General features: G+C 49.6%; 22 protein-coding genes and 1 pseudogene. 18 read left to right on the plus strand and 5 right to left on the minus strand.

Annotated elements, in window-relative coordinates:
* Positions 1-34: 34 nt before the first annotated feature.
* Genes R70331_RS13985 through R70331_RS13995 form a run of 3 tightly spaced genes read left to right on the plus strand, consistent with a single transcriptional unit; the run spans position 35 to position 3,038 of the window.
* The gene (locus R70331_RS13985) at positions 35-1,168 is read left to right on the plus strand and encodes a hypothetical protein (protein WP_042176456.1); all 1,134 of its coding nucleotides are present in this window, start codon (positions 35-37) and stop codon (positions 1,166-1,168) included.
* Entirely contained in the window at positions 1,165-2,157 is a 993-nt protein-coding gene (locus R70331_RS13990; RefSeq protein WP_042176458.1) for an ABC transporter ATP-binding protein, read from the plus strand. The genes R70331_RS13985 and R70331_RS13990 overlap by 4 nt, the downstream gene beginning before the upstream one ends.
* Entirely contained in the window at positions 2,154-3,038 is an 885-nt protein-coding gene (locus R70331_RS13995) for an ABC transporter permease (RefSeq protein WP_042176460.1), read from the plus strand. Before R70331_RS13990 ends, R70331_RS13995 begins: the two co-directional genes overlap by 4 nt.
* A 94-nt stretch (positions 3,039-3,132) precedes the next feature.
* Here the strand turns inward: R70331_RS13995 and R70331_RS14000 are convergent, their stop codons facing one another.
* A complete protein-coding gene (locus tag R70331_RS14000) occupies positions 3,133-3,459 on the minus strand; it encodes a catDE operon transcriptional regulator CatR (protein WP_042176462.1) in 327 nt (108 codons plus the stop codon).
* Positions 3,460-3,620: 161 nt separating this feature from the next.
* Here R70331_RS14000 and R70331_RS14005 point away from each other — a divergent pair, with 161 nt between their 5' ends.
* From R70331_RS14005 to R70331_RS14040, 7 genes are all read left to right on the plus strand, one after another.
* Entirely contained in the window at positions 3,621-4,403 is a 783-nt protein-coding gene (locus tag R70331_RS14005; RefSeq protein ID WP_042176465.1) for a GTP cyclohydrolase II, read from the plus strand.
* Positions 4,404-4,478: 75 nt separating this feature from the next.
* On the plus strand, positions 4,479-5,534 hold the full coding sequence (locus R70331_RS14010; RefSeq protein ID WP_042176467.1) for an ABC transporter ATP-binding protein: 1,056 nt from the start codon (positions 4,479-4,481) through the stop codon (positions 5,532-5,534).
* A 76-nt stretch (positions 5,535-5,610) separates the two neighbouring features.
* Entirely contained in the window at positions 5,611-6,405 is a 795-nt protein-coding gene (locus R70331_RS14015) for an ABC transporter permease (RefSeq protein WP_042182664.1), read from the plus strand.
* 4 nt (positions 6,406-6,409) lie between these two features.
* Positions 6,410-7,195, plus strand: coding sequence for an ABC transporter permease (locus R70331_RS14020; RefSeq protein ID WP_042176469.1), 786 nt, complete (start codon positions 6,410-6,412; stop codon positions 7,193-7,195).
* A gap of 203 nt (positions 7,196-7,398) precedes the next feature.
* Complete coding sequence (locus tag R70331_RS14025; RefSeq protein WP_042176471.1) at positions 7,399-8,394, plus strand: ROK family protein; 996 nt, start codon at positions 7,399-7,401, stop codon at positions 8,392-8,394.
* 288 nt (positions 8,395-8,682) lie between these two features.
* On the plus strand, positions 8,683-9,219 hold the full coding sequence (locus tag R70331_RS14035) for a hypothetical protein (RefSeq protein ID WP_042176476.1): 537 nt from the start codon (positions 8,683-8,685) through the stop codon (positions 9,217-9,219).
* A gap of 49 nt (positions 9,220-9,268) precedes the next feature.
* On the plus strand, positions 9,269-9,607 hold the full coding sequence (locus R70331_RS14040; protein WP_197071431.1) for a DUF6054 family protein: 339 nt from the start codon (positions 9,269-9,271) through the stop codon (positions 9,605-9,607).
* A 27-nt stretch (positions 9,608-9,634) separates the two neighbouring features.
* On the opposite strand, the gene R70331_RS14045 is transcribed toward R70331_RS14040, so the two are convergent.
* Positions 9,635-10,078 carry a DUF4395 domain-containing protein gene (locus R70331_RS14045; RefSeq protein ID WP_042176478.1) on the minus strand — a complete coding sequence of 148 codons (444 nt, stop codon included), beginning with the start codon at positions 10,076-10,078 and terminating at the stop codon, positions 9,635-9,637.
* A 206-nt stretch (positions 10,079-10,284) separates the two neighbouring features.
* Between R70331_RS14045 and R70331_RS14050 the strand changes: the two genes are divergently transcribed.
* The 4 genes and pseudogenes from R70331_RS14050 (at position 10,285) to R70331_RS14060 (ending at position 14,136) form a co-directional block, all read left to right on the plus strand.
* Positions 10,285-10,854 carry a TetR/AcrR family transcriptional regulator gene (locus tag R70331_RS14050; RefSeq protein WP_042176482.1) on the plus strand — a complete coding sequence of 190 codons (570 nt, stop codon included), beginning with the start codon at positions 10,285-10,287 and terminating at the stop codon, positions 10,852-10,854.
* A gap of 70 nt (positions 10,855-10,924) precedes the next feature.
* Entirely contained in the window at positions 10,925-12,379 is a 1,455-nt protein-coding gene (locus R70331_RS14055; RefSeq protein WP_042182668.1) for a DHA2 family efflux MFS transporter permease subunit, read from the plus strand.
* A gap of 508 nt (positions 12,380-12,887) precedes the next feature.
* Positions 12,888-12,983: pseudogene (locus tag R70331_RS31100) on the plus strand (transposase); the annotation flags it as partial.
* A 382-nt stretch (positions 12,984-13,365) separates the two neighbouring features.
* On the plus strand, positions 13,366-14,136 hold the full coding sequence (locus tag R70331_RS14060; RefSeq protein WP_081947617.1) for a M15 family metallopeptidase: 771 nt from the start codon (positions 13,366-13,368) through the stop codon (positions 14,134-14,136).
* Between the two features lie 32 nt (positions 14,137-14,168).
* Here R70331_RS14060 and R70331_RS14065 read toward each other — a convergent pair whose 3' ends face one another.
* Both R70331_RS14065 and R70331_RS14070 read right to left on the minus strand, forming a co-directional pair.
* On the minus strand, positions 14,169-15,155 hold the full coding sequence (locus tag R70331_RS14065) for an ABC transporter substrate-binding protein (protein WP_042176484.1): 987 nt from the start codon (positions 15,153-15,155) through the stop codon (positions 14,169-14,171).
* Positions 15,156-15,452: 297 nt separating this feature from the next.
* Positions 15,453-16,358, minus strand: coding sequence for a DMT family transporter (locus R70331_RS14070; RefSeq protein ID WP_042176486.1), 906 nt, complete (start codon positions 16,356-16,358; stop codon positions 15,453-15,455).
* A gap of 126 nt (positions 16,359-16,484) precedes the next feature.
* Here R70331_RS14070 and R70331_RS14075 point away from each other — a divergent pair, with 126 nt between their 5' ends.
* The 4 genes from R70331_RS14075 (at position 16,485) to R70331_RS14090 (ending at position 21,060) form a co-directional block, all read left to right on the plus strand.
* Positions 16,485-17,351, plus strand: coding sequence for a LysR family transcriptional regulator (locus R70331_RS14075; RefSeq protein WP_042182672.1), 867 nt, complete (start codon positions 16,485-16,487; stop codon positions 17,349-17,351).
* A gap of 33 nt (positions 17,352-17,384) precedes the next feature.
* Entirely contained in the window at positions 17,385-18,929 is a 1,545-nt protein-coding gene (locus R70331_RS14080) for a YcdB/YcdC domain-containing protein (protein WP_042176488.1), read from the plus strand.
* 83 nt (positions 18,930-19,012) lie between these two features.
* Entirely contained in the window at positions 19,013-20,173 is a 1,161-nt protein-coding gene (locus tag R70331_RS14085) for a Gfo/Idh/MocA family protein (RefSeq protein WP_042176490.1), read from the plus strand.
* Positions 20,174-20,271: 98 nt separating this feature from the next.
* The gene (locus R70331_RS14090; RefSeq protein ID WP_042176492.1) at positions 20,272-21,060 is read left to right on the plus strand and encodes a DUF3221 domain-containing protein; all 789 of its coding nucleotides are present in this window, start codon (positions 20,272-20,274) and stop codon (positions 21,058-21,060) included.
* Positions 21,061-21,126: 66 nt separating this feature from the next.
* Here the strand turns inward: R70331_RS14090 and R70331_RS14095 are convergent, their stop codons facing one another.
* Positions 21,127-22,014: a helix-turn-helix transcriptional regulator gene (locus tag R70331_RS14095; protein WP_042176494.1), complete on the minus strand. Its 888-nt coding sequence runs from the start codon at positions 22,012-22,014 to the stop codon at positions 21,127-21,129.
* Positions 22,015-22,081: the final 67 nt, after the last annotated feature.

Here is a 22,081-nt window from a genome sequence, read left to right on the forward strand (position 1 = left end):
AAGTTATCAGTTATTTACTAGGAGGAGAAGATTAATGAAGAACCCTGATATTAAGGCTTCAAATACAACCGCTACAGAATCTGTATATACGGCTTGGATAAAGATGCAGCAGCAGCTGGCAGACGAACCGGTAAATCCGGTATGGGACAGCTGGGGTCTTAGCACCGGGCCTGACCCTGTTCAGGAAGATGCAGGCCGATTAAAGAATTATGCTCCGGACTTAAATGCTGCCGACGGACAAAAAGCGCTTCCTGTACAGGCTTCTGCAGATGAAAAGCCAGTAATAACATCAACCCGCAGGAAATTACGGATGACCCGCGGCCGTAGATGGGCTGCCGCCGCATCTGCAGCAGCCCTCCTAGCTGTAGTATTGGCCACACCGGTCGGCAATACGGCAATGGCGGCAATCCTCAATCAGATCAGAATGCAGGAGGTAACAATTGTAAAAGAGACCGATATCCGTGACCTGTTCAATCTGATGAATGATGGCGGAACTTTCAGTGAAGCTCAAAACAAGTTCGGAAGCTTTACGACTACATCAGGAACCTTCTACGATGAGGTCCCGATAGATCAGCTGCAATCGTTCGTGGGGTATTCTGCAATGAATGCAGGCATTAAGGATGTAATTCAGTCTGTTCAAGTGTCATCTGCCCGTGATGCCACAATGACACTCAAGGTAGATGTACTCAATCAGACACTGAAACGACTTGGAGCGGAGCAGCTTTTGCCTTCTTCTCTGGACGGTAAGCAGATTACCCTACACTTGCCAGAGACGGTAAACTATGATCTGACTACACCCGACGGCAAATGGGCCAGTCTGTCACAGATGAATACTCCAACGATTATCGTAGACCAGTCTATCGATGTGAACGAAGCTCTGCAGTCAATACTTAACTTACCTTTTCTGCCGCATCAATGGAAGACAACCCTGCAGCAGAGCCAGGTGCTTGCCGGGGAGATCCCCCTGCCGCTGATCAAAGGGCAGCAGGCAGAGGAAATAACAATCGCAGATACACAAGTTATTCTGCAGCAGTTCGATTACAGCCAGGGAGCAGTGTTTACCGCAACATGGGCACGGGATGGACAGCTGTTTGAATTGCATGGAGGGAGTCACTATCCGAATAAAGAGGAATTTATACAGAAGCTGCAGGAGTTGATCGAAGAGTGAGAGAAACAGCGCTTGAGACACACTCACTATCCAAGGAGTATGACAACGGTCGCGGCTGCAGGGATGTAACGATCTCTATAGGGAAAGGGGAAGCCTTCGGCTTCCTTGGCCCCAACGGGGCAGGCAAAAGCACCTTTGTGAAAATGCTGGTTGGTCTGATCGCTCCAACAAGCGGGCAGGCCAGCATCTTCGGCCATAGAATCGGGTCTCTGGAGGCAAAAGCTAGCATTGGATATTTACCGGAGCTGTACCGTTATCAGGAATGGCTGACCGGAGCAGAGGTGCTGCAGCTTCATGCTAAGCTGTGTCGGATGGATGCAGCAGCCGCCCGGCGGCGGATTCCGGAGCTGCTGGAGGAAGTCGGACTCGGGCTGCGCGGCAAGGACCGCGTCAAGCATTACTCCAAGGGCATGCAGCAGCGGCTTGGACTTGCCTGTGCACTGGTACATGAGCCGCAGCTTGTTTTTCTCGATGAGCCTTCATCGGCGCTGGATCCTGTCGGGCGGGCAGAGGTACGCGGAATACTGGAACGGCTCAAGACACAGGGAGTTACCATTTTTCTTAATTCTCATCTGCTTGGGGATGTGGAGGCGCTCTGCGACAGGATGGCTCTGCTGAACGACGGCGTTATTCTGCGGCATGGCACAGTATCAGAATTACTCAGTATACGAAGTACCTGGCTGTTTAAAGTAGGGGGCTGCTCGCCTTATTTGCTGTCCTGGCTGCAGGAAGCAACCGGTCTGGTAATCCGGCATGCAGCAGCACAGGATGAGGGGAGTAAGGCTGAGTTAAAGCTCGGAACTTCTGCAGACAACAGCATTGTCTGGCTGGAAGCAGAGCTGGATAACGAAGAGCAGGCTGGCTGGCTGAATGCGCTGATAATGGAGCAGGGTATGATTTTGTATGAGGCTATCCGGCGTAAGGAACGCCTGGAAGGATGGTTTATGGATGCGGTGTCAGGACTGAGCCATAGGGGGGAGGGAAAATGAGGACTATAGCAGGCATGACTTGGAAGGAATTACTCCGTAAAAAAGTAATGCTGCTTACCCTGCTAATGACTGCTGTATTCCTGTTAGCCTTCTGGTTTGTTGCTCAGACCATTGGCAGCAATAATATTTTTGAAGGTAACGGATTAAATAGCTATACAACCCTGATATACCGTTTCACCAACGGGGCCTTCATTTTGATGCTCGGCTTTTTCTTTGGTTCCTTTGTCATTGCTTTCCTGGCAATATTCAGCTCCTTTTCAGCGATATCAGGTGAAGCGGAGCAAGGGATTATGCAGGCGATGATTCCCCGTCCGCAGCCGCGCTGGAAATGGTATCTGGGCCGCTGGCTGGGATATGTCTCACTGGGAGTTATCTATGCAGGTGTATTGTTTGCAGCAATTCTGTCCATTACCCTGTTCCACGCGGCAATTCCCCAGGACCCTGCGGCGCTTCTCAGAGCCTTTCTGCTGTTTGTATCCGTTGTTCCCTTATTGGTCAGCCTGACAATGCTGGGGTCGGGTATTTTCTCTGCACTTGGTACAGGGGTATTCATGACAATGCTATATGGGGCCGGCTGGCTTGGAGGGATGCTGGATAAGCTGAGCGGATCTCTCCGGCTTGAACCTGAAGGACTGTCAATGCTGAATAATCTGACCGGGCTTATCTCCATGATCATGCCTGCTGATGGACTGCAGCGAAGAATGATAGCAGAGCTGCTTAGCATTAAGGAGCTCAGCGGTATGGTAGATATAACAAGCGGCGGCTTTAGTATGCTCAGCGGGGGATCGCAGCCGTCTGATGCATTTATTGTTTACACAATAGCCTATACCCTAGTCGCGCTGTTGATTGGACTTCTGCGCTTTAAGCGCAGGGATCTCTAGAAATGGCCAGGTTTTTAATAGAACGCACAAATAAGCGCCCTTTTGAGCCGGAATCCGGTTCAAAAAGGGCGCTTATCTGCTAATAGAGCGGGGCTCACTGCTTCACTCCAAGCTCGATCCACTCAGAAGACCAGCTGCTGATCTCTCCCAGAATCGGGGCGAGGGCTGTACCTTTGGTGGTTAATGAATATTCAATCCGTACTGGCATTTCAGGATATACCGTCCGCTGGATAATACCTTCGTTCTCCATTTCCTTCAGGCGGTCGGATAATACCTTACCGCTGAGATTGGACAGACAGCCCTCAATTTCACCAAATCGGCGCGGACCTTTCATTAACACAAAGACGATCAGTGCGACCCAGCGTTTGCTCAGCACATCTACCGCTTTTTCAAAGCGCGGACACATCTCGAATTCATTCATTTTGCTCACCTCTGCATTCATTATATCATAAACTTACAATAAGTAATTATAAATATTTAAATATATATTATAACTTGACGAAGTTATATTACAATGATAAACTAACTTACAAATAGTTACTACAAAGAATTTTAATAATTAAATTTTAGGACGGTGCAATGATGATCAAACCGGATATCATTTCTATATTGCAGAATAAGATCAAGTGGATCACTAACGGAGATAATACAAACATACTGGTTGGACCGATAACCTTGCCTGTTAATCTGGATGGGGAGACAGTCACCTTTAAATGGTACAGCTGGCTGAATGCCGCTGATGAAGATTTGCAGCAGGGCGATAGCAAGGAAGCAACGGAGCTGCTGATTTCCCGTCTGTCCTCGCTGAAGCTGGCCGATGCGCAGCAGTCGAGCGTGCTGGTATACGGTGATTTTGATCAAGCGGACGAGGCTCTGATCCGGATGCACAGCATCTGCCACACCGGAGATATCTTCGGCAGCAAACGCTGTGATTGCGGCTTCCAGCTCCACCAGTCGATGAAGATGATTGCCCAGCACGGCTCCGGGGCACTGTTCTACCTGGCTAACCATGAGGGAAGAGGCATTGGCCTGTTCAGCAAAGCAATGGCCTATATCCTTCAGGAAGAAGGCTATGACACTGTTGAAGCTAACCTTGAGCTGGGTTTTGCAGATGATTCCAGAGACTACAGCGACGCGATCAGTGTTCTGCAGCACCTGCGCAGCAAACCAGTCACTCTCATTACCAACAATCCGAAAAAGCTGGAGGCGCTGAAGGCTGCCGGAATGAACACCGGGAAACGGATTCCGCTGTGGGGCGATGTCTCCGTATTTAATGAAAAATACCTGCGGACTAAGGTAGCCCGTTCCGGCCATCTGGAGGCAGTGAAGACAGCCGATTTTTTTGACGGCAGAGTCGCTAAATAATGAGGGGTAGTTCTTTTCCGCTCTGTACATTATAATGGAGAACTGAACACAACTTATAGCTTAGCGAGGTACTCTATGAATGCAATTGAAGTGCAGGACTTGCGCAAAACCTTCAAAGTCCAAAAAAACCGCGAGGGCCTCAAAGGGGCCTTCGCTGATTTGTTTAAACGGCAGTATTCCGAGGTTACCGCTGTAAAGGATATTTCGTTCACGATTCCCGAAGGCGAAATCTGCGGCTACATCGGGGAGAACGGAGCAGGCAAATCTACAACAATCAAGATGCTCACAGGCATTCTGGTTCCAACCTCGGGCAATGTGTCTGTAGGCGGATTTGTTCCGTATATGGAGCGGGAAAAGTTCGTGCAGAACATCGGCGTTGTATTCGGCCAGCGCAGCCAGCTGTGGTGGGATATCGGGGTTATTGAGTCCTTTCAGCTGCTTCGTAAGGTGTACAGAGTATCCGAGCAAGATTTCAAAAAGCGGCTGGATGAGCTTGTCGAGCGGCTGGAGCTGCAGGAGCTGCTGAACCGTCCGGTCCGCAAGCTAAGTCTCGGACAGCGGATGCGCTGTGAGCTTGTGGCTGCACTGCTGCATAATCCGTCCATTCTGTTTCTGGACGAGCCGACTATCGGCCTTGATATTGTTGTGAAATCGGAAATCCGCCAGTTCCTCAAGGATATGAACCGTGAGCATGGAACTACTATTCTGCTGACTACCCATGATCTGCAGGATATCGAAGCCCTGTGTTCGCGGGTTATTATGCTGGATGACGGGCGGATCATTTATGACGGCGGGCTTGAAGAACTGAAGCAGCGCTGGGGAACCGGGCGCGAGGTGCAGTTCCAGTTCGGCGCAGCTACCAAGCTGGCTCAGCTGATGCAGTGGACAGAAGGGATGCCGGTTTCCTGGACTGCGGAGAATGATCTGGCAGCGAAAGTGTGGATACCGCTGGAGCTGAATGTGTCCGATGTACTGGCCCGTGTGGTGGGGCAGGCGGATATTACCGATATCAAAATTATCGAGACCAACACGGATGAGATTGTGCGCAGCATCTATCAGTCCGGCTCTGCAGACAAACCGGAGGACAAAATCGCGGCATTGCAGGAAGAGAAAGAGGCTGCTCATGTCTAATTCTTTAGAAGCTTCTGCTCCTAACGGAAGCGGCGGCTCTTCTCCGGGCGGTGCCCGGGAGAACGGGCGTTGGCTGCTGCTGGGTGCTTATTTTGATTTTATCCGCATCCGTTTCCTGACGATGCTGGCTTACCGTGTTAATTATTATTCAGGTATTCTGATCTATACATTAAACATTGGAGTCAACTATTTCACCTGGAAGGCTATTTATGGCGGCGGAGAATCATTAGGCGGCTTTACCAGCGCGCAGATGACCACCTATGTTGCCGTCTCATGGATGGCGAGAGCCTTTTATTTCAACAATCTGGACCGGGAGATTTCTTCAGACATCCGTGACGGGAGCATTGCAATTCAGTTCATCCGGCCATATAACTATGTGCTGGTCAAAATGATGCAGGGTCTCGGCGAAGGCCTGTTCCGCTTCCTGATGCTGATGATTCCGGGGATGGTCGTGGCGATCCTGCTGTTTCCTGTACAGCTGCCGACGGAGCCGTCCGCTTGGGCAGGGTTCCTGGTTATGCTCTTTTTCAGCTTCCTGATCAGTTCGCAGATTAATGTGATCACCGGGCTGAGCGCTTTTTTTGTGGAAAATAATGAAGGTGTGATGCGGATGAAGCGGGTTATTGTTGACCTGTTCTCCGGCTTGATTGTTCCAATCAGCCTGTTTCCGGGCTGGCTGTCGTCTGTGCTGAATGTATTGCCGTTTCAGGCGATTACATACCTTCCGGGCTCCGTCTTTACGGGCCGTGTTCAAGGGGTAGGCATTTGGAATGTGCTGGGCATCCAGGTCTTCTGGTTCGCGGTGCTGCTGATTCCGATTGTCTGGCTTTATCATGCGGCGCGCAAGCGGCTGTTCGTGCAGGGGGGCTAAGCAGATGTATCATTTAGGATTGTTATGGGAATATCTCAAAAATTACATGAAGACCCGGTTAACCTACCGTGCTGACTTTTGGGTGGAGGTTATCTCGGATCTCCTGTTCCAGGCGACGAACTTTATCTTTATCATGGTTATCTTTATGCATACGGAAAGTCTTGGCGGGTGGAATCAGAACGAGGTGGTCTTTGTCTATGGCTTCTTTATGGTTCCTTTCGGCGTGTTCAGCTGCTTCGTGAATATGTGGAACTTCAGTGAGCGATACATCGTCAAAGGCGAGATGGACCGCGTGCTGACCCGTCCGGCGCATAACCTGTTTCAGATCCTGCTAGAAAATGTTGATCCGCCGTCATTGATCGGCTCCTTCATCGGACTGGTTATTATGGCGATCAGCGGGGGGAATCTCGGTTTGCCTTTCGAATGGTGGACCCTTCCGGCGCTGCTGGTGCTTACGCTGAGTGCGGTAGCGATTTATACCGGGATTTATACGGCTCTGACGTCCTTGTCGTTCTATTCCGATGCACCAACCGGTATTCTTCCGCTGATGTACAACATCCAGAATTATGGGCGTTATCCGGTAACGATCTATAACCGGGCGATTCAGGTACTGCTTACGTGGATTATTCCATTTGCTTTTGTCGGGATCTATCCGGCCGCCCTGTTCCTGCAGCGCGATGAGATGAGAAGTATGGCTATCTTGACGCCGGTTGTCGGCGCCGTGTTCCTCGCTATCGGTCTTGTGAGCTGGAATTACGGGGTAAGACGCTATAAAGGTGCAGGCTCCTAAATATGAAGGTTAATCATGGCAGGCGGATGAGCAATCATCCGTCTGTTTTTTTGCGTGGACGGAGCCGGTAACTTCATCAGAAAATGCTATCTCTATGCGATAAAAATACTAACCGCCGTTTATGTTAAAGTCCATAATAATGAGGTATGATACATAATTCTAATAAAGCTAATAAATTCCTTAAAAGGACGGGCTGAGCTGAGATGAACAGTTATATCATAGGTATTGATTTGGGCGGGACGAACATAAAGGCTGGCTTATATGATGCTGACTTTGCGCCGGTTAATGAATGTTCAATCCATACAGAGGCGGCAGACGGGCCGGCGCATGTGCTTGAGCGGATCAGGCTGGCAGTGGACATGCTGACAGTTGAGAAGGGCATCGGGCTTGGGCAGGTCAGAGGTATGGGAATGGGAATTCCCGGCCTGCTGGACCCGGAAGAAGGGCTATCGGTCTTCTCCCCGAACTTCCTGGGCTGGGAGCAGGTTCATGTTGTACGTGAAATGAAACAGCATTACAGCTTCCCTGTCTATATTGATAATGATGTGCGGGTCAACCTGTACGGGGAATGGCTGCATGGAGCGGGGAGGAGCTGCAGTAATCTGGTGCTGCTGACGCTGGGGACTGGTCTTGGCTCGGGGATCGTGCATGACGGAAAAGTGCTGTACGGCACAACCTTCAGCGCTGGTGAAATCGGGCATATGAATATGTACAGACAAGGCCGTCCCTGCCGGTGCGGCAGCTCTGGCTGTCTGGGTCGTTACGTCTCCGCGGTGGGCATGGTAAACACCTTCAAGGAAAAGCTGGCTGCCGGCAGAGACAGCATTATCCGGGAATGGACGGGAGGTGACGAAGCGGCTATTACGGCAAAAATGATCTCAGAGGCTTATGATCTTCATGATCCGCTGGCAGTGGAGGTTATGCATGAGACGGGTGAGCTGCTGGGCTTCGGGCTGGCTAACGTCATTAATCTGCTTAATCCGCAGCGGATCATTGTCGGGGGAGGCATGGCTGCTGCCGGAGAGCGGCTGCTTGGGGCGGTCCGGCAGACTGTGAAGTCACACGCCCTGAAGCTGCCCCGCGGCAGCTGCGAGATCGTTCAGGCTGAACTGGGCAGCCGTGCGGGGACTTTAGGGGCAGCGGCGTATGCGCAGCAGCGTATGAGCAGACAATATAGCAATGATGGCTCAGCTAAATGAAATTTGTTTTTATAGTTTGAACTTTAAATCTATATTGAAGGAAAGAGTGGCGGAGGGGAATTTTGGAACTGTAGGAGCGGTAGCGACCGCCTTTGTCTGCGGATTTCAACCGCGAGAGGCGGATAAAATCAAGAAATCTGCAGACAACAGCGGCTGGAAGTCCAAATATTCTCTGGAGTCACGGCGAAGCCCTGATTAAATATACCTTCAGTTAAAATACACAGTCATTTTTTGAATCAACGCCCCGGCATGTTATGCTATAGGCAACGAATATGCAGGAGGGTTACCATGAAACGGGATATTCAGCATGTGACTTACGGCTACGAGCCGCCGGCCAAGGAACGTAAGGGGACTTTGATTTTCTACGATTCGTTTGAGCATATCTCTGATCAGGAGCTTGAAGAAGCTGCCAACACAGCAGCAGAACGCAAGTTCACTAAGCTGGTGCTGTATCCGCTGCATGAAGAAACGGTTAGGCGGATGAGCAAGGAGCCTGTACTATCCTACTACAAGCGTGAAGACCGGCTGCATGAGTGGAAAAGAGGCCAGGGCCGCTCATTCATCACTATCGAGACACTCGAAGGCAAACGGAAAAAATATACACCGCTTGATACAGCGCTCCGCCATATCAGTGATGTGTATCCTCCTCCGTACTTTTTGTACCTGACTCCTGAAACGGCCAATCAGTTCGCTTCGTATTCATCATTTGAAGAATGGATTGTCAGGCTGCGCCTGATCCTGTCGGCTGAACCCCGGCAGCTTCATCCGCGTCTGCTGAAATTCAGCCACCGCTGGGATGTTTCAGGGACCGTGCGGGAGGAGTAGCCATGTTAAGCAGTCCATGAACAGATTACTTCGGGGAGAGTGATCACAAGTGGCGGATAAATATCAGTTAAATGTAAAGGTCAATCCTGCTGTCGCAATGGCGCTGATCAAAGATGGAATGAGTTCAAATGCCGAACTCCTGCATGAAGAGCTGAATAACCTTGGGGACGGGCGGATGATAGGAACACTGGTCTATGAACGTTATTATCTCCGCTCCGGTAATCAAGGTGCGCTTGTAATCATAGCGGATAATCTGCAGGGAGTATGCAATATCCGGCTTATATCCGCGGGAAGCTCAAACAGTATGATATTTAAGGTTGACTGGGGCGCAGGCAAAAGCTTCGCAGCATCAGTGGCAAAAATTCTGGCTGATTACACAATTGAATAACAAAAGACAGGCAGCATGGGCACAGGATTATTTGTGCGATGCTGCCTGTCTGCGTCTGTAGGTATACATTTTCCACTGATAATGAATAAAGCAGCCGATGCAAAATCCGAGAAGGGCAACCGTTGCGGCAATTGCTACCATTGCGGTGAAAATAGTAGAAGCGATAGTCCAGCCGGCCAGATAACTGATAAGTCCGCCTGCGAGACAGACTACTGCAATGCTCTGATTAAACTGCTGCTGATCCCAGTCCTCCTGCAGATAAGAAGAGCGTTCTTGGCGGAGGAACAGTCCGGCCAGCTTAATGACAGGATTGTAGCTGAACACAAGGCCGGAAATACCGGCAGCCAAGGGCAATGCCAGAATCCAATGAGCACCTGTAAACCAGGAGAGCAGAACAGATATAACAATAAAAGCCTGATTGGTTTTGACTAAAGGTCTGGGGATACTCTTCGGCTTGAGACGGTCTGCCACTCAATAACACACCTTTCGGATTGGAATAATAAAATTATACTGGATCTCCTTTTGGCTGGCAATAAAAACATCCGGGAATAGGCCGTAAGGTTGTAAAAGGCAGGTTTAAATCTTAAAATTGAATTATTTTACTGTTGACATATTATGAACGGTTATGGTTTTATTATATAGACCGATCGTTATAAAAGGTAAAGGAAGTGTTGAGCTTGTCGAACAAGCACAATACGCGTGAGGCGATTGTAGACACCGCTTCAAGATTGTTCTTCACACAGGGCTATCACGCGACCGGATTGAATCAGATTATTAAGGACAGTGACTCACCGAAGGGCTCGCTCTATTATTATTTCCCCCGCGGTAAAGAGGAGCTGGCTTTGACCTGTATTAACCGGACAAGTGAATTTGTTGCAGAGCTGCTCCGGCATTATGCAGGAACACAGTCGAGTACATCCGCCATGATACAGGATTTTATACTGGAATTAGCCAGGAAGGCTGAGGAGACTTCATTTGAAGGATTTGTTCCCTTCAGCTTCTGGGTCGCGGTTGAAACCTCCTGTGTCAGTGACGAGCTGCGCTCAGCCTGCCAATCTGTCTTTAAAGAATGGCGGGATGTTATCATGCACCGACTGCTTGAAGAAGGCGTCGATGAACAGATTGCCTCGGACAAGGCCTCTGTTGTCGTATCGCTGTATGAAGGCGCGCTGCTTCAGGCACTGACCTGCAAGAGCACGCAGCCGCTGCTTGCAGCGGTACAGGTTATTCCAGCCATACTGGATTAACACAGAAGGTAAGAAAAACAGAGAGAGAAAACTTTTTCAAAATCAGGAGGATACGAGAGTGGAAGCATCAATGCAAGGCAAGCAACAACCAGAAGTAAAGAAATTTAAAACGATTCCGATTCTTGTCTCCTTACTGCTCGCCGGATTTATCGGCATGTTCAGTGAAACGGCGCTTAATGTCGCCTTGTCAGATCTGATGAATATTCTGCAGATTACAGCATCAACTGCTCAGTGGCTGACAACAGCCTATCTGCTGACGCTGGGCATCCTCGTTCCGATTTCGGGTATGCTGCTGCAATGGTTTACAACGAGACAGCTATTTGTAGCTGCGGTAAGCTTCTCGATCGTGGGAACCTTTATTGCAGCGATGGCACCGTCCTTTGAAATTTTGCTGCTTGCGCGCGTGGTGCAGGCGATGGGTACAGCCCTGCTGCTGCCGCTGATGTTCAATACCATCCTGGTCATTATCCCGCCTGAAAAAAGAGGAGGAGCGATGGGGCTCATCGGTCTCGTCATCATGGTTGCACCTGCAATTGGCCCTACGATTGCCGGTCTGCTGATCTCCAACCTGACCTGGCACTGGATCTTCTGGCTGTCCCTTCCGTTCCTTGTAATGTCTTTGATCAGCGGAATTCTCTTCATGCAAAACGTCTCTGAGGTTACCAAGCCGAAGATGGATATACTGTCCATTATTCTTTCCTCCGCCGGTTTCGGCGGTATCGTGTTTGGCTTCAGCAGCGCCGGTGAGGAAGGAGGCTGGGGAAGCACTAAGGTTATTGCAGCAATTGCCATCGGCGTGATTGCCCTAGTACTGTTCGTCATTCGCCAGCTGACAATGAAGCAGCCGATGATTAACCTGCGTGCTTTTAAATACCCGATGTTTACAGTAGCTGTATTGATGATCTTTATCTGTATGATGATCATTCTCTCCTCCATGCTGATTCTACCGATGTATCTTCAGCAGGGTCAGGGCTACTCGGCGTTCAAAGCAGGGCTCCTGCTCTTGCCGGGCGGTATTATCAATGGTCTGATGTCACCGATCATGGGTCGCTTGTTTGATAAATATGGTCCGAAATGGCTTGTTATTCCGGGTCTGGTAGTTGTGGCAGTATCACTGTGGTTCTTCTCCAGCATTACCGCTACATCGACCGTTATTTTCGTAATCGTTCTGCACAGCGCACTGATGATCGGGATTTCAATGATCATGATGCCTGCACAGACTAACGGCATCAATCAGCTGCCGCTGGAGTACTATCCTCACGGTACGGCAATCATGAACACACTGCAGCAGGTTGCCGGTGCGATCGGTACTGCGCTCGCTGTCAGCATCATGACTTCCGGTACCAAAAGCTACATGGAGACAGTTACCGATGCGTCCAACCCGCTTAATGCGCTGGCTGCTTTCACACATGGTGTGCAGAATGCCTTTGTATTCGGAATGGTGATGGCAGTTGTCGGCCTGATCGTGGCGTTCTTCATCAAACGTGTTATTGTACAGCATAAATCACAGGTATCGATGCACTAATTGATCCCAAAATCATTTTAATTCTTGTTGTAAGGGGCTGTCCCAAAAGCCATGTAATGGCTTCTGGGACAGCTCTTTTTTTGAGTAAGATCAACGTATGCACTTTGAGTGGACGCTCCGTGAACAGACCGTTGTTCCAATCGCTGTGCTCTCCAGATTTTTTTCATTCCCCTTAGCGGTGAAAATCCGGAGACCAAGGCGACCGCTATCGCTTTTCCACAATCAGTCCGTCCACTCCACTGCTTAAGCGGGGAAGGTTCCTATCAATCTTTCAAAAATCACAAAAAGAAATCGCTCTCTGATAAAATGGAAATGTCGAGCAACCATTTCAAAAAAGGAGCGATTTTTTTGTACATTTAATATATACCATGGACCAACTTTGTTTGCCAATGATGCTGGAAGAAGACATTCCAGAACATCACCTCGTTCGTTTCGTTAACGCCGCCGTCAATCGGCTGGACGACTCCATCTGAAAAGGCGCGGCAGATCCTGGGTGAACTTCCCAGAACGGAAACGTCATTACCGAAGTCAAAGCTGCGAAGGCTGTCCGCTAAAGGAACGCTGCACCAAGGCTGCAGGAAATCGGGAAGTGGTTGTCAGTCTGTAGAGGCTGCGGTACCAGAGCAAATACCTGATTAACCAGTAAAGGTGCATATTACCCGATCATTCATTATGAAGGCTGCAAGCTGTTTAAACCTTATATTAGCAGTGACATTGCAGACTACATAGATATCATGGCTGCCGAATCCAATAAAGGATCTATTTCAGATGCAGCACTTGTGATAAGCTGGAAGGAGCTGCTTAGCAGAGCCTTGGTAATGGAGAAGTTTACGGATGTTCATCAGGTATCTAACAGTCAGTTTGCTCCAAATGATTGAACAGCTTTTGAAGCTGCTTGATTACAATGGTAATCAATTGACTGGGGAAGTACAGGCATATATCGACGATTATTTAGATAGAGCATAGGGGAAGGGGCACCATGAGGCATGAAGCAGATTTTTCACTGGAATAAGCGCGGTTTATTATGTTCTGCTGTTATCGCTGGATTACTGTTTGTTTCGGCTAAGGATGAGGCATACGCACAGGCCGCAACCGGCCAGGATACAGCCTGGAGACCGGCCATTAACAATGTCGCTAAGAAAAATAAACTGCCTTCAGGTTTCGTCTACCTTGATGAGGTGATCCCGGAAGCACAATACCAGATCCGTTATTACAGCAAGTATAATTTTACCGGTGCGCCTGTCAGCGGCTATAAGTCTCCTCTGGCCATCTCTACCTCCAAAGCGGCATACGCCCTCAAAAAAGTAAATGATGAGCTGTCCGCGAACGGTTACATTCTCAGAATCTATGATGCCTACCGTCCGCAAAAAGCAGTCAACCGGTTTGTAGCATGGTCGCAGGATACATCGGACATTATCAACAAGCAGCTGTATTATCCTGAGCTGGATAAGCGGAACCTGTTCAAGCTGGGATTTATCTCGAAGAAGTCGGGGCATTCCCGGGGAAGTACCATAGATCTGACGCTGGCTGATAAAAAAACAGGCGCCCTGGTGGATATGGGCAGCCCGTATGATTTCTTTGGTGAAATATCTTATTATAATACTACACTGGTCAGCACCGTCCAGCATCAGAACCGCAAAATCCTGAAGGATGCGATGGTCAAGCAGGGCTTTAAGCCGTATGCCAAGGAATGGTGGCATTTTACGCTGATCAATGAGCCGTATCCGGCAAAATATTTCGATTTTAATGTAGAGTAGCCCTTATTGCAGATCTGTGGGCAGCGGAGATATTATTTAGACATCAATACCGGCAGCTCCTCAAGCAGGCGGGTCCTGGTTATCAGATCATCAAAGTTCCATTTGCTGTCTGTAACGTATACATGTCCACTCTTCACGGCAGGAATGGTATTCCAGATCGCACCTTCCATTAATTCATCTACGGCGGCGGAGGTTTCCGCCGTCTCATCACCGAGCACGAACACCTCGTCACCGGCATATTCAGCCAGAACCTCAGCCGATATTTCTGCAAACCGCTCGTCCTTGTCAATCATCTCCTGAACTTTAGAAGAGGGTTTAAAGCCCAGCATATCGTACAGAGATACTGAAATCCCCTGATGACCCATTACATAAAGCGTCTTGCCGAGCTGGAGATAGATTGTAGCTGTGTCTCCGGAGCCGAGATCCAGCTTGAGCTGATCTTTGACCGCCGCGGCTTTTGTTTCATATTCGGCAATTTTTTGATCAGCTATATCCTCCTTGCCCAGCACAGCAGCAATCATCTTAAGACGTTCATAAGTGCCGCCTTCACCAATCACGGCCGTAGGGGCAATCGCTGCTGCCGATTCAATTCCCGATTCATCCCAGTCATTAAACAGAATGAGATCAGGATCCAGAGCTACAATTTTCTCCAGTGACGGAGGATATCCGATATCCTCAATCCCTTCGAGCAGGTCCGGATAGGCTACCTGTGTCCCGATAACACTGAGACTGGCTCCGATTGGCTTTACATCCAGGGCGAGCAGATCACCGGGATCGCTGCCTATATAAACAATCCGCTGCGGATGAACGGGAATGTCAATTTGACGGCCTTTTCCATCTGTAAAGCTCCGGGTATCGCCCGCAGCAGCGGCTGGTTCAGCAGTCTGTGCCGGGGCAGCTGCAGAGGGTACGGCAGCAGCCTCCGTAGTGGTATTGGTGTTGCTGCCGCAGGCAGCCAGCAGAAGAACAATGAAGATCGTGCTGCATAGCAATGAAGTGTATCTTTTTAATGTGAACATAATAAACCCCTCTCTGTTTAATAATGATAATCATTATCATTAGATTTGAATTTATCATATCTGTTTCCGTTGTACAATACCACTCGTCCAAAAAGAATTTAATGTTGATGCCATTTTGAGCTTGTTTTTCATAGAACAGGTTAATACTGCCGGTAAATTGACCGGGCTGAAGCTTGAGCCGGCGGCTTAGAAGGCTATGGCCGTTCTGCAGTAAGACTGGCAGGTTACTTGTCCAAAGATCGGGTATCAAAAGTAACAGCCCCGGAAGTTTTCCTCCGGGGCTGTTGGTGTAAGTGTCTATAGATGATTCGCCCTGCGCCTCCTGAAGCTGCGCAGCGGATGGGGAGTCGCGGGCATTTTGCCCAGCAACTCTGAGGCGACAATGCCGAGCATAACAAGAGCTGCGCCCGCATATCCCTGCATTGACAGCTGCTCACCGGCGAACCAATAGCCGAAGAAGGCGGCGAAAACCGGCTCCAGTGAGAAGATCAGACCCGTACGGGTTGGTGTCGTAAATTGCTGGGCAACGGGCTGGAGGATAAACCCGCAGGCACTGCACAGAACGCCTAGTGCCGCAATGGCAATCCAGGCTGGCATGGTGGACGGCAGTGCCGGTGTCTCAAACATAGCAGACAGCACAAGGGCGTATCCGCCTGCGAAGCCGAGCTGGAGAATGCCGATATTCAGAGAATCGCAGCTTTTGACCGCTTTGCCTGTGACGAGAATCTGAACCGCATAGAATAAGGCAGATAGGATACAGAGGAAATCGCCGGGCTGAATCCGCAGTGAGCCGTTCAATGTGAGGAGTCCGATACCGGCAATGGCAAGCAGTGTGCCAAAAATCTGCGGCGGGGAAACTTTTTTGCGGAAAACAAGTACTTCAAGCAGCGGTACAAACACAACGGTCAGCGCGACCAGGAATCCGGCGTTGGATGTGGTGGTGGTCTGGAGGCCGAAGGTTATGCAGGTGAACACACCGAGCAGCAGGAAGCCTAACAACGCTCCGTATTTAACGGTTCTTAGATTGATCCGGCGCAGGCGTTTGTGGAATAGAACAGCCGCCAGTATAAACGCAAGACCGAAACGGAGGGCAATCAGGTTGAACTCTCCCAGAGAATTAAGGCCCATTTTCATGAAAATGTAGGAGGAGCCCCAGAACAGTGTAACCATTATGAGCAGCAGCTCAGCCTTAAGCGGCTTCATACGTATCATCAGCATCCTTTTTGTTATCTTGTGAATATAGTATAATACTGCCAAATACATAAGTAACCTGAATGTTTATTATGGAATACATGAGAGAAATTCATGGAAGAGATAGGAGCTGTCATTTTGAGTCTGAGTAAATATGAAGTGTTTCTGAGGGTCGTGGAGCTGGGCAGTTTAACAAGGGCGGCTGAAGTGCTGGGCTATACACAATCAGGGATTAGCCATACTATAAGCAGCCTGGAGAATGAATTCGGCTTCACACTGCTGGTGAGGAGCCGTTCTGGAGTCCGGCTGACGGTTAACGGTGAACAAGTGGTTCCGGCGATGCGGGAAATACTCAAATGGAATGAGCAGCTGAAGCAGCAGGTGGCTGATATTCACGGACTGGAGACAGGTACGATAACAATCGGTACCTTTACCAGTGTGTCTGTGCACTGGCTGCCGGGGATGATCAAGGAATTCCGCAAGGAATATCCGTATATTGAATTCAAGCTGATGGATGGCGGATATTACGAAATTGAGCAATGGATTGAATCAGGGCTGGTTGACTGCGGATTTATCTCCCTGCCGACACGCGATAAATTTGAGGTATTCCCGCTGAAGCAGGACAGAATGCTTACAGTGCTCTCCAGGGAACATCCGTTATCCGGGGCGCCATTTATGCCGCTTGCACAGATTGCCCATGAGGATTTCATAATCCAGAAGCCAGGTTCCGACTATGACGCACGGCGGGTACTGGATAAGGCGGGTATTAAAGCGAATATTAAATTTACAGCGGGGGACGATTCAGCGATTATTGCAATGGTAGAGAACGGGCTGGGCATCAGTATTTTGCCGGAGATGATCATTACCCGCCAGAATCACAATGTAGCCATGCTGGAGCTGGAGGAGCGCAGCTTCAGATCACTGGGGATAGCTGTCCATTCGCTGAAGGATGCTTCACCTGCCACACGGAGGTTTCTTAAGCATGTACAGGAATGGCTCAAATAATGTACGTACAGAATTCCTTATCAGGAGGCTGAAATGACTATTAATAAGGACACACTCCGTGCACAAGCATTGGAAATGTTCAATATTCCCGGACATTACAGGCTGGTTATGGAAGATGATATTCCCGCTGGACAACCAATGAATCGAGCTTTTGTCTGGGAAGACCCTGAGAATATGGCAACGGAATCGGAAATTTGGCTGGATTTGGCTACCGGAATTCTCGTCAACGCTGATGTAAGGACCCGTTTCTGTAAGGGACTTGTGATGTGCGATTCCACAAGCAGCTCAGAGCAAGCAAGAGAAATGGCAGACAGCTTTGTGGCTAATTATGTGCGGGAAGCAGGTCGCTTTACTTGGGCTGAGTCTATGCACAGCATAGGCTTCAAGTTTTTCTATAGAGAAGAAGCAGGCGGTCTGCCATTGCCTTATACAGGCTGCGAGGTAGTTCTGGATCAGCGATTGGAAAATATCCGTTACCGGTATTACCGTAGATCTGCTCCGGTGCCAGTATGGCCGGCTAAGCTTATAGAGGAGCAGTTAGTAATGGATCAGGTACTGGCCCATAGCCGAATGGAACTTCATATCGCATCCATTCCAACGCAAAGCGGAGAAATGAAGGGAACTGAAGCAGAATTCCGGCTAGTTTATCAGCTGGTTTCGCAGATGTGGCTAATGGATGCGGTGACCGGAGAAGACATATACGGTGCTGAACATTACGCCCTACCAACAAGCTGTTCCATTATTTTGGATCACAGACTAAGCGGAGCCAGGGAGAATAAAGGTGTCGTCCCTGAGTCTAACGTTCACCTTAGTATTTCTGAATGGGAGAATCTGCTCGGTATTGACCCGAATATACATATGCTTGAAAAATCATCGGAAGATGATGATTGTCTGTATTTAGCCTATTGCATTACGAATATGGAAGTAGCCGGCCTCGAAGCTTCAACACTCTCAATAGAAAGTTATATGAATAGTAAATGGGGAGAAGTGTTAAAACAGCGGGAAGCGCCATACAGACTGCAGATTGAAAAGACGACGGGCATGCTTCTGCGGTTTCACCGTAATGAACCGGAAATGCAACAGCCATCTAATGGCTTGAGCCGTAATGAATGCTGGCAAAAGGCAGAACAGTTTCTGGCCAGCGTGTTTGCTGAATATGCTGCCTGGCTGCGGCTGGAGGAACCGGCAGATGCCAACCATAGTGAGCAGCGAAGCTGTGAATTATTCTGTTTGCCTGTTTATAGGGGAGACATTCCTGTTCAAGGGGAACTAGTGATGGTCAGTGTCAACACCACAAACGGAAAAGTATGCCATTATAAAGGTATTTCAGGATTAATGCTTCAGCAGTTGAATCAAGTAAACTTGCGTCCGAAGCTCAGTCCGAATGAAGCACTAGAGGTCTGTAAACAATCCCTTGAGCTTGAGCTTAAATGGCATAGGAAGGCTGAGCGGGAAAATAAGCAGTTCCGGTACCAGCTCATTTATGGACTGAGTGCCCTCCAAGATAAAGATGAGCCTCAGTCTGCCGGTATCCGGAAACAACGGTATATTGATGCCTGCAGCGGATCCATTGTTTAGGGACAAATTCTATAGAATCAGAATGGTTATGGTACAATAATAGAAGGTTCACATGAAAGCGAATTCATTCAAGGAGGAGTAAGATGAAACAGCTTCGCATTGGAATGATCGGTTACAAGTTTATGGGCAAGGCGCACAGCAATGCATACCGGAGTCTGCCGATGTTTTTTCCGCAGGCGCTTAAGCCGGAGATGGCTGTCATCTGCGGCCGCAATGAAGAGGCGGTGTCTGCAGCAGCCGGCCAGCTGGGCTGGTCCGAAAGTGTAACGGACTGGCAGGAGCTGGTCACAAGAGAGGATATAGACCTGATAGACATCAATGCCCCGAGTAATGCCCATAAGGAAATCGCTCTGGCGGCAGCGAAGGCGGGCAAGCATATCTTTTGCGAAAAGCCGCTGGCGCTGAATCTGGCAGATTCCCGCGAGATGCTGGAAGCTGCGGAGGCAGCCGGTGTTAAACATATGATAGGCTTCAACTATCGCTTCTCACCTGCAGTAAGGCTGGCGAAAAGGCTGATCGAGAGCGGACGGCTCGGGCAAATCTATCATTTCCGTGCCTGGTTCCTGCAGGATTGGATTCTAGATCCGGAGTTCCCGTTAGTATGGAGGCTGCAGAAGGAGGTCGCCGGCTCGGGCTCACACGGGGATCTGGGTGCTCATCTGATCGATCTGGCACACTTCCTGGTCGGTGATGTGCAGGAGGTTATCGGCATGAGCGAAACGTTCGTCAAGGAGCGCCCTCTTGCCTCTGAGATGACCGGTCTTAGTGCGAGAGCCGGCAAGGATGCGCCGAGAGGCCCTGTCACTGTGGATGATGCCACGCTGTTTCTGGCCCGGTTCACCGGCGGTGCCATCGGGAGCTTTGAGGCAACCCGGTTTGCTGCCGGCCACCGCTCGACGAATGCCTTTGAAATCAACGGCAGTCTGGGCAGTGTGAAATTCGACTTCGAGCGGATGAATGAGCTTGAGGTATACCTGACTTCAGATGCAGAGGATGTACAGGGCTTCCGCCGCGTACTCGCAACGGACCCGGCCCATGATTATGCCGAAGCCTGGTGGCCGCCGGGGCATACAATCGGCTTCGAGCATACATTCATTCATGAAATGCTGGAGTTATCCTCCGCCATCGCCGGGAATCGTCAGCCTGAGCCTAATTTTAACGACGGTGTAAAATGTCAGGCTGTGCTGGAAGCAGTAGAGCGGTCCATTGAAGAACGCCGCTGGGTTCAGGTATCGGAGATGTAGCCAGCAGCCGGAGAGAAGCTGGCGAGTACGGGTGATCAGCAACTTTTCCCTGTTTCTGCGCGTTTAGAAAAGTAGAAACTACAGAAAGGCGGCTGATTATGTTCAACTGGAAATTTGCAGGAATCAGCTTGGGTCTGTTAAGCCTGCTGCTTACAGGCTGCGGGGCGGAGGAGGCTGTAAATGATAGCGGCACATCGCCTGCAGCAAGCCATACACCGGCTCCATCACAGGGAGCAGCAGAGCTGATAGCAGCTGATCCGGAGAAGGTACAGCTTATACTGGCTGATGAGAACATCATCAACGGGGATATTTTCCTGGAGAACAATCAGGTTCACATTAATATCGTCGGGCTGAACAGCGAAGTGGAGGCGCTTTTTGCCGGCAAGTTTGCTTCAGGCTCCTATCGTCTGCATGATGTGGGCTATTCTGCCGGAGAGCTTGAGGCTGCACAGAATATGCTGGCTAAGGAGAATCTGTACAAAGAGCTTAATCTCTACGGTTCCTGGATTGATGTCAGGCTGAACAAGATTAATGTCTCCGTACCGGATGATTATGCAGAGGCGGCAAGAGAAACGCTGGAGCAGCGGATAGATCCCGGAATGCTGACCTTAGAGGTTCAGGAGCTGGGAGAGCCTAGTGTGACAGGAACCATTGTTGAGGTGAGGTCCGAACCTGTAACAAGTATTCTGATTCTGGAGCCGGGTAAGCAGGACCCGACCTACTGGTTCTCTTTTAATGACCGCTCGGAGCTTTATGATGCTGCAGGCCAGAGGAGTAAGGCTTCCGGTTTGAAGCAGGGCCAGCAGGTACACATTTGGGGGACCGGAACCGTTCAGGATTCGATGCCGGCACAAGGAACCGTCCGCAGGGTTGAACTGATAGAGTAACTGGACATTAACAAGAGCACCGTTCAACAGCAGCTGAACGGTGCTCTTTTGCGCGGGGATAAGCGGTCATTTTCTGGCAGCAGAAGGTGTAACTCCCTTGTATTGCTTGTACAGCTTGGTGAAGTAATTGGGATTGTCACAGCCCACCCTACCGGCAATTTCGGTAACAGTATCATTTGTCTCCAGCAGCAGGCGTTCGGCCTCGTTCATCCGGCACAGATTCACATAATCGATAAAGGTGCGGCCGGTCAGGCGTTTGAAGGTTTTGCAGAAATGATAAGGGTTAAGACTGACGAATTTCGCTGCGAATTCAATGCTTATCTTCTCGTCATAATGGCTGTCCAAATACTCCAGCAGCGGCTTGAACCGTTCACGGTTAACTGAATACCGTTCATTCTGCTGTCTGCCGTCTACATGCTGTGACGGGAACGAGCGGGACATCAGAGTAAAGAATAAATGCAGCTGGTTCTTCACTACAAGCTGAAAGGCAGGACCCTTTAACTGTACTTCTGCAATGACCGATTCAAGCAGCGAGTAATAGGCGACGCAGGCAGGATTATCGTCTGCCGGCTTCACCGGCAGCTGATACCTGTTCTCCAGGTAAGGAGCTACAAATTGCTCATGCTGGGAATCCTGATTCCTGTCCTTGAACAGGGAGGCATGGAACACGATGGATACGAAATCAATATCCCCGCGGGACAGGCTGTAGCCGACATGAAGCCCGCCGGAAGGAACCATGATCACGTCGCCGGGTGAGACATGATAAGGCTTGCTGTCCACATGGAAGATAGCACTGCCTTTTCGCATGACAATAATTTCAAAGTGCTCATGCCAGTGCAGGAACAGAATGTTCTGCTCTGGTCTTGTATCCCTGCACCCGTTGAAGAATACGCGGAAGGGGTAGGTTTTTTCTTCAAGCTGGGGGTATTCCTTAAGCTCTTTCGGATAAGTCACGGCGGTATCAACTCCCACAAGATTCAGCTATATTAGCACAAGATAAGAAGAGATTTTGCTTAAAATG

The sequence above is a fragment of the Paenibacillus sp. FSL R7-0331 genome, from assembly GCF_000758645.1.
GTDB lineage: Bacteria > Bacillota > Bacilli > Paenibacillales > Paenibacillaceae > Paenibacillus_AQ > Paenibacillus_AQ camerounensis.

What these genes read in the sequence shown, in the direction of transcription:
- R70331_RS13985 (WP_042176456.1), top strand. Translation starts at nt 35, where the DNA reads ATGAAGAACCCTGATATTAAGGCTTCAAATACAACCGCTACAGAATCT.
- R70331_RS13995 (WP_042176460.1), top strand. Translation starts at nt 2,154, where the DNA reads ATGAGGACTATAGCAGGCATGACTTGGAAGGAATTACTCCGTAAAAAA.
- R70331_RS14000 (WP_042176462.1), bottom strand. Translation starts at nt 3,459, where the DNA reads ATGAATGAATTCGAGATGTGTCCGCGCTTTGAAAAAGCGGTAGATGTG.
- R70331_RS14005 (WP_042176465.1), top strand. Translation starts at nt 3,621, where the DNA reads ATGATCAAACCGGATATCATTTCTATATTGCAGAATAAGATCAAGTGG.
- R70331_RS14010 (WP_042176467.1), top strand. Translation starts at nt 4,479, where the DNA reads ATGAATGCAATTGAAGTGCAGGACTTGCGCAAAACCTTCAAAGTCCAA.
- R70331_RS14020 (WP_042176469.1), top strand. Translation starts at nt 6,410, where the DNA reads ATGTATCATTTAGGATTGTTATGGGAATATCTCAAAAATTACATGAAG.
- R70331_RS14025 (WP_042176471.1), top strand. Translation starts at nt 7,399, where the DNA reads ATGAACAGTTATATCATAGGTATTGATTTGGGCGGGACGAACATAAAG.
- R70331_RS14035 (WP_042176476.1), top strand. Translation starts at nt 8,683, where the DNA reads ATGAAACGGGATATTCAGCATGTGACTTACGGCTACGAGCCGCCGGCC.
- R70331_RS14055 (WP_042182668.1), top strand. Translation starts at nt 10,925, where the DNA reads ATGCAAGGCAAGCAACAACCAGAAGTAAAGAAATTTAAAACGATTCCG.
- R70331_RS14060 (WP_081947617.1), top strand. Translation starts at nt 13,366, where the DNA reads ATGAAGCAGATTTTTCACTGGAATAAGCGCGGTTTATTATGTTCTGCT.
- R70331_RS14065 (WP_042176484.1), bottom strand. Translation starts at nt 15,155, where the DNA reads ATGTTCACATTAAAAAGATACACTTCATTGCTATGCAGCACGATCTTC.
- R70331_RS14070 (WP_042176486.1), bottom strand. Translation starts at nt 16,358, where the DNA reads ATGAAGCCGCTTAAGGCTGAGCTGCTGCTCATAATGGTTACACTGTTC.
- R70331_RS14080 (WP_042176488.1), top strand. Translation starts at nt 17,385, where the DNA reads ATGACTATTAATAAGGACACACTCCGTGCACAAGCATTGGAAATGTTC.
- R70331_RS14085 (WP_042176490.1), top strand. Translation starts at nt 19,013, where the DNA reads ATGAAACAGCTTCGCATTGGAATGATCGGTTACAAGTTTATGGGCAAG.
- R70331_RS14090 (WP_042176492.1), top strand. Translation starts at nt 20,272, where the DNA reads ATGTTCAACTGGAAATTTGCAGGAATCAGCTTGGGTCTGTTAAGCCTG.